The sequence below is a fragment of the Emticicia soli genome, assembly GCF_037860775.1.
Taxonomy (GTDB): Bacteria; Bacteroidota; Bacteroidia; order Cytophagales; family Spirosomataceae; genus Emticicia; species Emticicia soli.
On record NZ_JBBEWC010000001.1, the window covers coordinates 644,276 to 656,817 of the forward strand.

Annotated in this window: 11 protein-coding genes; 6 read left to right on the forward strand and 5 right to left on the reverse strand. The window is 38.8% G+C overall.

The genetic code is table 11. The features are described from left to right. Positions 1–20: 20 nt before the first annotated feature. From WAE64_RS02675 to WAE64_RS02685, 3 genes are read right to left on the reverse strand one after another with little or no spacing between them, the layout of a single operon-like run. Positions 21–2,063, reverse strand: a complete 2,043-nt coding sequence (locus WAE64_RS02675; protein WP_340234256.1) for a ComEC/Rec2 family competence protein — start codon at positions 2,061–2,063, stop codon at positions 21–23. Continuing rightward, positions 2,060–3,355 (reverse strand): acetylxylan esterase, encoded by a 1,296-nt coding sequence (locus WAE64_RS02680; RefSeq protein ID WP_340234258.1) that lies wholly within the window; start codon positions 3,353–3,355, stop codon positions 2,060–2,062. Before WAE64_RS02680 ends, WAE64_RS02675 begins: the two co-directional genes overlap by 4 nt. A 38-nt stretch (positions 3,356–3,393) precedes the next feature. Next, on the reverse strand, positions 3,394–4,113 hold the full coding sequence (locus WAE64_RS02685) for a GDSL-type esterase/lipase family protein (protein WP_340234261.1): 720 nt from the start codon (positions 4,111–4,113) through the stop codon (positions 3,394–3,396). A 201-nt stretch (positions 4,114–4,314) separates the two neighbouring features. On the opposite strand from WAE64_RS02685, the gene WAE64_RS02690 reads away from it, so the two are divergent. Next, positions 4,315–6,036, forward strand: a complete 1,722-nt coding sequence (locus WAE64_RS02690; RefSeq protein ID WP_340234265.1) for a M3 family oligoendopeptidase — start codon at positions 4,315–4,317, stop codon at positions 6,034–6,036. A 186-nt stretch (positions 6,037–6,222) separates the two neighbouring features. On the opposite strand, the gene hemA is transcribed toward WAE64_RS02690, so the two are convergent. After that, a complete protein-coding gene (gene hemA, locus WAE64_RS02695) occupies positions 6,223–7,479 on the reverse strand; it encodes a glutamyl-tRNA reductase (RefSeq protein ID WP_340234267.1) in 1,257 nt (418 codons plus the stop codon). A 398-nt stretch (positions 7,480–7,877) separates the two neighbouring features. Between hemA and WAE64_RS02700 the strand changes: the two genes are divergently transcribed. From WAE64_RS02700 to WAE64_RS02720, 5 genes are all read left to right on the forward strand, one after another. Continuing rightward, positions 7,878–9,095, forward strand: a complete 1,218-nt coding sequence (locus WAE64_RS02700) for a peroxiredoxin family protein (RefSeq protein ID WP_340234269.1) — start codon at positions 7,878–7,880, stop codon at positions 9,093–9,095. Positions 9,096–9,167: 72 nt separating this feature from the next. Next, positions 9,168–9,713: an isopentenyl-diphosphate Delta-isomerase gene (gene idi, locus WAE64_RS02705; RefSeq protein WP_340234271.1), complete on the forward strand. Its 546-nt coding sequence runs from the start codon at positions 9,168–9,170 to the stop codon at positions 9,711–9,713. A 23-nt stretch (positions 9,714–9,736) separates the two neighbouring features. Continuing rightward, positions 9,737–10,123, forward strand: coding sequence for a VOC family protein (locus WAE64_RS02710; protein ID WP_340234273.1), 387 nt, complete (start codon positions 9,737–9,739; stop codon positions 10,121–10,123). Between the two features lie 48 nt (positions 10,124–10,171). Further along, positions 10,172–10,873, forward strand: a complete 702-nt coding sequence (locus WAE64_RS02715; protein WP_340234274.1) for a peptidylprolyl isomerase — start codon at positions 10,172–10,174, stop codon at positions 10,871–10,873. Positions 10,874–10,948: 75 nt separating this feature from the next. Next, positions 10,949–11,857, forward strand: coding sequence for an SDR family oxidoreductase (locus WAE64_RS02720; protein ID WP_340234275.1), 909 nt, complete (start codon positions 10,949–10,951; stop codon positions 11,855–11,857). A gap of 6 nt (positions 11,858–11,863) precedes the next feature. On the opposite strand, the gene nadD is transcribed toward WAE64_RS02720, so the two are convergent. Then, positions 11,864–12,436, reverse strand: coding sequence for a nicotinate (nicotinamide) nucleotide adenylyltransferase (gene nadD / locus WAE64_RS02725; protein ID WP_340234276.1), 573 nt, complete (start codon positions 12,434–12,436; stop codon positions 11,864–11,866). Between the last annotated feature and the right edge of the window lie 106 nt (positions 12,437–12,542).

Genomic DNA, 12,542 nt, shown 5'->3' on the forward strand with positions numbered 1-12,542 from the left:
ATATTTATACGTAAGGATGCCTAATTCCTCGAAATTACATACGCACCCGTATCTTGCAACGCTATCAATTTTATATGTAAACTATCGGCCTGTTGTTTGAGTTTCTCTACCAGATACCGTTTGTTCGAATCATCTACAATAATCAGTTCGGTTTGAAAGCCGCTAAAAGAGTTCGCCAGATTTCTGATGGCATTGTTTGATAATAAAACATAATTGGACTGCCCTTGTAACTTGCCCTTAAATGACTTTTGAAGCCACACAATTTTTGCGCCTTCAAACTCCAGAAAGGTCATTCCTTGCTTATTAGTTAATAGGTTCTTCTTAGTAACACCCTGTTTATCATAATAGTTTTTAAGGTGAAAATTATAAAGTTTTGGGTTGTTTGCTACTACTGAATCAGCAATAAAAGCAACAGATTTGCCATCAACTATACTGATTCCGGTCTGTTTTGGAATATAATGAAATACGAGTTCTTTCTGCCGACTTTGTTGGTAATCTTCATAGAAATTTACCATAGCCAAACCGATAATTACTAATGCCGAAAATCGCAGGTATTTCAATTCGGAATGGCGGAAAAATGCAATCACTAAAAAGATAGTACCATACCAAGCCAGTAATTCGGGTAATGATATAGAAAAACCTTTCAGGGTTGACAAAGGCATTTTCTCAATAATAAAGATAGTTTCATTTAATAAAAAACACGACCACTCCAGGATGAATGCCAATACAGTCGCGATCATCGGAACAGAAGCACAAATAAGCAACAACAAACCCACTGGCAGAATAGCAAAAGAAAACACCGCCACAAAAGGGTTGGCTATAAGAAAATAGCTTGGAAACTGATGGAAGTAATAAATGCTTAGGGGCGTAGTAAACAATTGTGCCGCAAAGCAAACCACCGTGCCCTCCCAGACCCATCTAATAATCGGATTGGTTGGGTTAATTAGTTGATTCAAATAAGGATGCAGATACACAATACCAATAATAGCCAGATAAGATAACTGAAAGCCTATATCGACCAACCAATACGGATTATAACAAAGCAATAGCAAAGCCGAAACTGCAAGTATATTATAGATATTGTGCCGCCGATTAATGGTTTTGGCAATCAGTACGAAAGAAAACATAACTGTTGCTCGTAATACAGTTGACGACAAACCCGTAAAAACAGCATAAGTCCAGATAAGAATCAATACTATAATGGCAAAAATCCAATTGCCATATTTGAAGCCGATTTTTATCTTTTGTAATGCAAAGCCCAGAACTATCATCAAAATACCCACATGCATACCCGATACCGATAATACATGAATAGCCCCTGAAGCTGAATAAGCACTCAATAAGTCATTATCAATCGCATCTCTTGTGCCTACTACCATTGCATTGGTAACGGCGTAGTCGTGTACTGATGATAAATGTGCTTTAAATACACTGTCGGCATATAAATTGGCACTATAGGCCATTTCAAGTATGCTTGACGGTACTTGATGGCCTATTTGCAGATATTCTTTTTGCCACAAAAACTGATTAGCATAAATTCCCTTGTTGTGCAAAAACTGCCTGTAGTCAAATTCTTCGGGGTTTTTAGGTGGGCTTATCTCCTGAGGCATATTTTTTATCAGAAAGACATCGCCATATTTTGGCTTCGTAGCCTCGTCCCGATTGAAATAAAGCAGAATTTTTCCTGTTGCCTTCTGCCATCTGTCTGAAGTTTTGACCTGCTGTATTTCGGCCTCAACTTTATAAGTTTTGGCCTTAACTTCGGCATTGGCTATAACTACTGACTGATAATAATCGAATTTCCCTAGATTGGTGAAATGGTGAGGAGAGTTAACTGGCGTTTTATGATAGGTAAGAATCCAACCTGATACAAATAATACTAAACAGGCCGAAATACCTCTGATTAAGGCATTTTTGAAAAAGATGCTAAGCAAAAGGGCTAAAAGTAGCCCTATGCTTACATAATAAAAAGCTGTATGGAAATAGTGCGTCTGAAAATATGCCAGTATTCCTGCAATTAAACACAGTAGGTATCTAACAACAGGAAATGCGTTGAATCTCATTTGTTAACTAATAATTTATCAAATAACCAGTTCATAACAGTCTCGTTTTCTTCCGGAAAAGTCCAGTGTCCTGTTTCTTGATATAGTTTCAAGGTCTTTTGTGAGCTAATCACGTTATACACTGCCCACATAGATGTTGGCGGACAAGTTTCGTCGTTAAAACCCATTGAGTAAAAACAAGGTGTTTTTAGTTGCTTGGCAAAGTTTACTACATCATAATAGGCAGCTGTTTTGATTTTGGCTTCGGTGTTATTATGAGGGCTGTTTTTATCAAAAATATGAGGCCAACCACCTGCACGGCCTTTCAAGTACCCAACCATATCTGATAATGCAGGATAAATCGGCGCCGACCATTTTACACGTGGGTCAAGTGCAGCAGTAACAATTGATAAGGCACCACCCTGGCTACCGCCTGTAACTGCAAGATTTTTACCATCATATTGTGGCAGACTCACCAGAAAATCGTTCGCTCTTACACAACCCAGATACACACGTTTGTAGTAATACAGGTCTCTGTTATCAAGGTTATAAGACCAATAGGCATTCAGCGGGCCTGCGCCTAAATTGGCGTATACATAAGGCTCCATCGTAACCGGAACACCATGAATACCAATCTCAAGTGTAATAATTCCTTTTTCGGCTGTCTTTATGTCGCCACCATAAGGGCGCACACCAGCACCGGGTACGCGTAGTAAGGCTGGATATTTTCCTTCTTTTTTAGGTACGCATAAAATACCATATAGTCGCACATTACCATTCTCACGGTAATTCTGCAAGTTTACATGATACACATTTACGGTTTCAGTGCAGCGCTCAGGCAAAAGAGTCATTTGTGCATCTATCGGCAATTTTGCTAAATCGGCTTTGGCTTTATCCCAGAATTGCACAAAATCATTCGGCAGCTCAACCGCAGGCTGAATCTTCTCTGGCTCAAAAGCAGCCGTTGCTAAGTTTCTATATTCTTTGCCATCTACTTTGGCTATTACGGTACATCTCAAAAATCCGGCGGTGTTCATTGTGCCGCCATCTAGTTTTATTACACCATCTTTCAGAACGGTACTGTCTTTCTTGGTTTCAAACTTCTCAGGCCCAATCTGATATGTGATTTTAACGTTTTTCAGCGGATTGCCGTATTTCAAAACCATCACTGAAAACTTTACAGGTTCACCGACTTTATAAGTCCAGTCTTCGTGTTCGGGCGCAACAATTACCTTTATCAGTTTTTCGGTTGGTTGGGCAAATGTGAGGGTTGTTAAAAGGCTAAGAGCCAGTATAAGCAGGCTTTTTTTCATGTTGAATAGAGGTTGAATATAGAGTAGATTTAAAATTATTATTTATAATCTTTAAGCAAAACAGGTCTTACTACCGATGTCCATTGTGCATAGCCTTTTGGGGTCATGTGTAAACTGTCTTTGATAAAATACTCTCCGTTTACTGTACCATTCGGGCGATACATTACTGGCCTGATGTCAAGAAAACTAAAGTTTTTATGCTTTTCTATATAGTCTTTTATCAAACCATCGGCTTTGGTCGTAAGGTTCCATTTATCTTTTCTCGAAATAGATGGCTTCATCGAAATATAATAAACCTTTGTTTTAGGTAGTTTATTCTGAATCAATGTGGCTAATTCTGCAAAGGCATCAAAAACTTGCTCAGGTGATTTGTCTTTGCCCGAAAAAAGGTCGTTTTCGCAATATAATACTATCATTTTAGGATTATAAGGCACTAACATACGTTCGGCATAATGAGTCATCTCAGGAAATGTAGAGCCGCCAAAACCATGATTAATCACCGGCAGTGGCGCAAAATCTTCGGCCAGGCTTTTCCATAAACGAATGCTCGAGCTACCATAAAACACAATCTGGCCTTGCAGTTTATCTAAACCAATGGCCGCATCAGCTTTTTCGAAAGCTTCTATTTCTTTCTCAAAGCGATTAGCTTCATAGTTAAGCGTGAATTTTTCACCAATTGGTGTGTGTGTTAATGTTTTATGGCAGGCAATAGTAAGGGCAATAAGCGTAACAATTAACAGGAAGGGTTTTTTGTTCATAGTTTAATAGATTTTTTACGAAAGTATTGAAAAATGAAAAAAACTACGCATAAAAAAGTGAAAAATTAGGCAAAACGCTAGATAGCATCGACATCCGAATCTTTATGGGCAACTAATTGTTATTTAAATTAATTTATTAGCTATAGCGTTTGCAGAATGGCATATATTTGTGCCATCTTTAAAGAACAGAAAAACAGAATTATGGAAGAAATATTAATCCCTCAGAGAAAAGCCCGTAAGTTTATAGGAGAAGAATTTTCGCTGACCTCATGGAAAGAAGTTCAGCCTTTATACGAAAATCTGGTTAGTCGCTCTATCAACAATGTGCAGGATTTACGCCAATGGTTTATCGACCGCAGCGAATTGGAATCATACTTGTCAGAAAACATGGCATGGCGTTATATAAAAATGACTTGTGATACTGCCAGCGAAGAAAATCAAAAAAACTATCAGTTTTTTGTTGAAGAAATTCAACCACAATTATCGGCCTATAACGACCAACTGAATAAAAAAGCTTTAGAAAGCCCATATTTAGATGCACTTGAAGACAAAGGCTTTGATATTACGATTCGGGGAATGAAAAAGGCGGTAGAGATTTTCCGTGAAGAGAATATTCCGCTCGAAACACAGGTGCAAACCAAGCAAACCGAATATCAGGCAATTACGGCCGCAATGACTGTAAACATCAACGGTCAGGAAATTACCTTACCAAAAGCAGGTGATTTGTTGCAGTCGCCGGATAGAGCTGTGAGGGAAGACGCATGGACAAAGATTTCGGAACGCCGTTATCTGGAGCATGAAAAACTTGACAATTTGTTTAATGAGTTAAGGGATTTACGACACCAGATTGCTACAAATGCCGGTTTTGCCAATTTCAGAGATTATATGTTTGCCGCTATGGGGCGTTTTGATTATACGCCGCAAGACTGCTTTAATTTTCATGAAGCTGTTGCCGAAACTGTTGTGCCTTTGGTAGACAAAATGGCAAAAGAACGAAAAGAAAAGCTAAAAGTAGACGAGCTTCGCCCGTGGGATTTGAAGGTGGATGTGGACGGCAAACCTGCTTTGAAACCGTTCTCGGACGGAGAAAATCTTTTGGATAAAACTGTACAATGTTTCACAAATATAGATGCCCGTTTGGCAAACTATATCCGTATTATGCGTACAATGGGTCATTTTGACGTGGAATCTCGTGTAGGCAAAGCACCGGGAGGATATAATTATCCGTTGGAAGAAATAGGTGTACCTTTTATTTTTATGAATGCAACATCGAGCCTTCGTGATGTGGTTACGATGGTGCACGAAGGTGGACATGCCATACACTCTTTCGAAATCAGAGATTTACCTTTGAATAGTTTCCGAAGCACACCATCAGAAGTAGCCGAATTGGCTTCGATGTCGATGGAGTTGATTTCAATGGAGCATTGGGGGGTGTTTTTTGATGATGAAGAAGACCTGAAACGTGCAAAAGTTGAGCATCTGGAAGATATTCTGGAAGTATTGCCCTGGATTGCCACCATCGATAAATTTCAACATTGGATTTACGAAAACCCTACGCACAGCGTAGAAGAGCGTCAGGAAGCATGGTTGAAAATCTATGAATTGTTCTCTGATTCGGTTACAAACTGGAAAGGCTTTGAGCGTTTCAAAAAATATGTATGGCAACGCCAGTTACACGTTTTTGAAGTGCCATTTTACTATATCGAATACGGCATGGCGCAGCTAGGGGCTATTAGCGTATGGCGTAATTATAAACAAGATACGCAAAAAGGACTCGACGGTTATCTGAACGCCCTTAGACTTGGCTACACAGCCCCGATTGGTAAAATCTACGAAGCAGCCAATGTGAAGTTTGATTTCTCGAAAGAATACATTGCCGAACTAATGGCATTTGTAGAAAGCGAATTAGAAAAGCTGAAATAATAAATTCAAGCATATTAAGCCGATAAGCCCTTGTAAAGACGCCAGAAAAGCCGTTTTACAAGGGCTTTTATTGATATAGTGGGCAAAGGCACATTTTTTAAAACCGAAGGATGTATTAGCCAATACGCAAAAAAAGAAAGCCGATAATGACATCGGCTTTCTATAAGAAAATATATGCAAGGATTGTTATACTGCTTGTTTTTCAAGATTGAATAAGTCGTTTAAGACATCAATCAATGTTTCGGCTTCTCCACGTTTACAAGCTGCTTTTAGTTGCAATACAGGTAGTTTAATTACCTTTTGCATCATGCTTGCTGTAATTTTTTCCATTTTCTCTGCTTCTTCTGCCGATAACTCTTTTACAAAGCGAGCCATTTCTTCTTTTCTGATTTGTTCCAAGGCACCTTTCAGTTTCTGAATAGTTGGCGAAACAATCATTTCCTGCGACCAGTTGTTAAACTCAACCAAAGCACTGGCAATAATGCTGCGTACTTGTGGCACAGAATCCATACGGCGTTGAAGGGCTTCATTAGCACGGCGTTGGATTTCATCTAAGTCGTATGAAACAATACCTGCAAGTTCCTCAACGTCAGGGCTGATACTACGAGGTACCGAGAGATCGATTAAATATTTAACAGCAAGCGATTTTCTCTTAAGTGATTGTTTTGTAATCAGAGGCTCTTCTACACGTACCGATGAAATCACAATGTCAGCCTCTAAAATCTGCTCATGAACTGTCTGGAAATCAGAAACTGTAAAACCTAACTCTTGTGCCAATACCTCTGCTTTTGCAGCAGTACGGTTAGTGATAGTTATATTCTGATAATTTTTGTCAGCCAAAGTTCTACAAACATCTTCGCCAATTTCGCCTAAGCCAACTACTAAAATTTTAGGATTTGCAAGCAAAGGCAAGAAACTCTCTAGTACTTCAACAGTTGCATAAGAAGTAGACGCAGCTCCGTCTCTGAATCCAGTTTCTTGTACTACTCTTTTATTGGTAAAGAAAATAGTGTGTAACAAGCGATGTAAGAATGGCCCGGCCATTTGCATATCAGCCGACCATTGGTAGGCGTGTTTTACCTGATTCGGAATCTGTAAGTCACCTACTACTTGCGAGCGAAGCCCAATGGCTACTTCAAACAAATAATTTACAGCCTCGTTATGGTCGTTGATAAAATCAAAATATGGAAGAATCTCGTTTGAGTTGAGAACTTTTAAACTAGCTAATAAGCGAATGATTTCTTCGCTAATGTTATTTTCCGAATAATAATAAATCTCAGTACGATTGCACGTAGAGAGTACAAGTGTTTCTGAAACCTCAAATGTTTCACGCATTTTTAGCATCAAATTCTTGCATTCCTCTTCATTAAGTGCAATTTGCTCCCTGATTTGGAGGGAAGCATTTTTATGAGAAATAGTTATTGCTTTAAAGTATCCGTACATGTCCTTCAGTAATTCTCTGCAAATTTACAGTCAGAAAACTATATGATTGTTATGAAAGGTTATGATTTTCGTCAGTTTTAGTAATTTAGAATAGTTCTAAACTTCTATGTGTGTTTCGAGATTTTTCAACTAAGAAAAATACAAAAGTAGATTTAGTAAACAACTGTTAGTATCTGATAACACAAAACCAACAGAAACAATTCATATTATCAGCTAATATCAAAGAATATTATCAGTACTGAATTATACAAGCGCTGATTTGTGTTTTTATACCCTTATAAACGAATAAAAATACATATATTTTACCGAAACAGGTATAAATATAATACATGATTCCCGATGTGCTGTTGTCTAATAGCAGCTAATATTTATCTTTGCTATCAATATCCGAAGAAAACATGAAAAAACTACTCCTACTATCACTTATTGCTTTAGCTTCTTGTAAAAATTCAACCGAGCTCAAAACAGGTGCTTGGCGGGGTACTGTGCAAACCGCAGGCGGCGAGTTACCTTTTGGTTTAGATATACAAAAAGAGGGTGATGGCTATGCTGTTGTAGTAGTGAATGGTGATGAAAAACTTAAAATGGATAAGGCGTTTATCAAAGATGACTCATTGCATATTCCGATGGAGATTTTTGATTCTGAAATTGTAGCCAAAATAGATGGTGATAAATTGACAGGTTACTGGAAGAAAATGCGCTCAAATTTCACCTTTCTGAGTTCAGCTTTTGAGGCTGAATATGGCAAGACATACCGCTTTGCTGAAGCCACTGATGCTCCTGTATCAACATTAGCCAGCAAATATGAGGTTTTGTTTCTTTCGGGCGATAAACAAGATTCTACTCAATCAGTAGGCGTTTTTGAGACCAGTGGCACGCAAGTAAAAGGTAGTTTTCTGACTACAACTGGAGATTACCGTTTTCTGGTTGGAGATATTGTTGGCGATAGTCTGAAACTTTCATGTTTTGATGGCTCTAATGCTTTTCTGTTCAAAGCAAAAATTGACGGCGATAAACTGGCAGGCGGATTCTGGGCTGGCCCAACGGGTTTTGAATCGTGGACAGCTACTAAAAACGATAGCGCAGAGCTTCCGGATGCAACAAAGCTAACCTACCTGAAAGAAGGCTATAAAACTGTTGATTTTTCGTTTCCGAATACTGATAACAAAAAGATATCACTCAGCGATGAGGCTTATAAAGGCAAAGTAGTAGTGATTCAGATTCTAGGCTCCTGGTGCCCGAATTGTATGGACGAAAGCAAATTCCTGGCACCTTGGTACAAGAAAAACAAAGAAAGAGGTGTTGAAATTGTAGGGTTATCTTACGAGAAAAGTACCGATACCTCATTTGCATTCCCTAAAATCAAACGCATGAAAGAACGCTTCGGTATGGATTACGAAGTGTTGCTTGCCGGAACCAATAACAAAGATGAAGCTTCTAAAACCCTGCCGATGCTCAACAAAGTGATTGGCTTCCCGACAACGATTTTTATTGATAAAAAAGGACAGGTGCGTGAAATTCACACAGGATTTTCGGGGCCGGGTACAGGGCACTATTATGATGAGTTTGTAAGCGATTTTAACCGATTGATAGATAAGCTTCTGGCCGAGAAATAATAGGCAAATGCTATCGCCAAAACATTTGAGATAACTCAAGCGTTTTAAATATAATTAAGCAAACAGCAATATATGAGTGTTGATACAACAGAAATAATACTGGTAAACGAATCGGACGAAGAGGTAGGAAGTGGCGGAAAACTTTGGGTACACCAGCAAGGCTTGTTGCATAGAGCCTTTTCGGTTTTAGTGTTTAATAATAATAATGAGTTATTGATTCACCAACGGGCGATTAACAAATATCACTCTGGCGGGCTTTGGACAAATACTTGTTGCGGACACCCCAATGTAGCCGAAGAAATAAAAGCCGCAGCCGAACGCCGTCTGGGTGAAGAAATGGGTTTTACCTGCCAACTGGATTATCTCTTCAAATTCCAATATAAAACTAGTTTCGAGAACAACCTTACCGAAAATGAGATAGACCATGTTTTTACTGGTATCTACAACCATGATTTTGAGGTAAATCCGGCAGAGGTATTGGCTTATAAATGGGTTAGTGTACCTGAGATTATAGACGAAGTAGCAGAAAAGCCGGATAATTACACTTTCTGGTTTAAAGAAATTCTGAGGAGCGAAGCCTTTCTAGAATTTGTAGCGCTTAATCATATCTTATTGTAAAATCTATATAAACGCTATCGTTTATGGAAAAACGTGTAATAGGTATAGGTGGTATCTTTTTCAAATCGGAAGATAATGCTGCCTTGAAAGACTGGTATAATAAGCATTTAGGCATTGAGTCAGAATCTTGGGGAAGCGTATTTGAGTGGCGGAGAAAAGATAATCCTGATGATGTTACTCATACTGCCTGGAGCCCCTTTAAGAAAGATTCTGCTTATTTTGAACCAGGCAAAAAAGATTTCATGGTGAATTATCAGGTCGAAAACCTGCATGAATTAATGGCTGCTCTGAAAGAAGAAGGAGTAGAAGTAGTTGGCGAAATAGAAGAATCAGAGTTTGGCAAGTTTGGTTGGATACTCGACCCCGAAGGAAATAAAATAGAACTTTGGGAACCTCCAAAAAATATTTAGTCCTTTCAATAATTATTGTATTTTTGTGCTTCTATTCTCAATAAAAGCATGAAAAAAAGCCTGTTTATTATTTGTTTTTTAGCCATTACTTCGGCAACTTTTGCTCAAAAGAAATCTAAAAAAGATTATCTGATTACTCTCAAAACTACCCACGGAACCATGCACATGGTTTTGTTTGATGATACCCCCCTTCACAAAGCAAATTTCATAAAATTAGTAGATAAGAAGTTTTTCGATAGCCTGTTGTTTCATAGGGTGATAGATGGCTTTATGATTCAGGGTGGAGACCCTAACTCGAGAAATGCAAAGCCGGGTGAAAGCCTGGGGCATGGTGGCGGAGACATGGAGCGCATACCTTATGAGTTTACTTCAAAGCATGTACACAAAAAAGGTGCATTAGCCGCTGCCCGTGACAACAACCCTGAGAAAAAATCGAGTGCTTGTCAGTTTTATATTGTGCAAGGCAAAAAAATGACCGACGAAGAGCTAAGCGTAGTTGCAAGCCGCAATCACATGGACTATACCAACGAACAACGTGCCGATTATATAGGCATTGGTGGTACACCACGCCTGGATAATAACTATACTGTTTTTGGCGAGGTTATTGATAATATTGGGGTAATAGATAGCATAGCTACCCAAGCAAGAGACGCCGCCGACCGCCCATTGAAGGATGTAAAAATGGCCATGACGGTAAAGAAAATGAAGAAGAAAAAAATAACAAAACTATACGGTTATAAATACCAGTAAGACTTACTATAATTTTTTTTAAATAAATAACTTTCCTCATTAATTCAGTATAAACGACTCTATATCTTAGATAATATGAAAAAGATTTTAATTACAGGCTCAAACGGTTTGTTAGGTCAGAAATTAGTAGAATTACTCATAAAAACCAATACCCACGAGGTAATAGCCACAGCAAGGGGCGAAAACCGCCTGCCGTTTAAAGATGGCTATACTTATGCTGCTATGGATATTACCGATAAAGCTCAGGTGCAAGAAGTAATAGACCAGCTAAAACCTACTGTAATTATCAACACCGCAGCTATGACCAATGTGGATATGTGCGAAACTGCTAAAGATGACTGCTGGAAACAAAATGTAAATGCGGTTGAGTATCTGGTTGAGGCTGCTGAGCGAAACAATAGTTTCTTGCTGCACGTATCTACCGATTTTATTTTTGACGGTAAAAGTGGCCCGTATAAAGAAGATGCCGAGGCAAATCCAATCAGTTTTTATGGTTGGAGCAAATACGCTGCCGAAAAAATAGTTAACAATAGCAATATCCGTTGGGCAATTGCCCGTACTGTTCTGGTATATGGGATTGCACACGATATGAGCCGCACAAATATTATTTTGTGGGTTAAGAAATCGTTGGAAGACGGTAAAAACATAAAAGTTGTAACTGACCAGTGGCGCACACCTACATTGGCCGAAGATTTAGCCAAAGGTTGTGCTTTAATAGCAGAACAAGAAGCTGAGGGAGTATTTAATATTTCGGGTAAAGATTTTCTGACACCTTATGAAATGGCGATTATGACTGCCGACTACTTTAATCTGGATAAATCATTAATCTCAAAGGCCGACTCCACAACATTCTCGCAACCTGCCAAGCGTCCTGCCCGCACAGGATTTGATTTGAGTAAGTCACGAGAGGTATTAGGTTATGAACCTGTGAGCTTTACTGAAGGTATTGGTATTCTGGCCGAACAAATAAGCGTAGGTGCTTAATCTTAATCAGAGATAAAATTTTTTCCAGCGGATATATTCTTCTACAATGTCGCTTACCATATACCGGATAGGCTTACCGGCCTTGATGCTGTTGCGGATAAATGTAGCTGAAATATCGAGCAAAGGCGCCTCAATAAATTTTACTTTGGGGTGCTCTTTAAACTGATGTGCAGGAGTATTGGGGCGTGGATACACATAAAGCTCATAATACTCCAGAATTTTATCGTAGTTTTTCCAGTTTTCAAACTGTACCAGATTGTCTTCGCCCATAATCAGCTTAAACTCATGCGTCGGGTGGCGTTCTGCCAGCTTTGTAAGCGTATCTATTGTATAGCTGGGTTTAGGCATCGAAAACTCAATATCGCTTGCTTTCAATCGGTAGTTATCCGAAATCGCTTTTTCTACCATTGTCAGTCGGTCAAATTCATGTAGCAAGCCCTTGTTCTTTTTAAAGGGGTTCTGCGGCGACACTATAAACCATACCTGTTCCAGGTCGGTAGTATATGCCATCGTGTTAGCAATAATCAGATGCCCTACATGAATAGGGTTAAACGAGCCAAAAAACAAACCAATCTTCATAAAATATCCCAGAAATTTCTTACAAAGCACAAATATACAGGAAATAAAAAAACGTCGGACATTCTTTAGAAAGAACGGCCGACGTTTTAAAATCTATACAACAGAA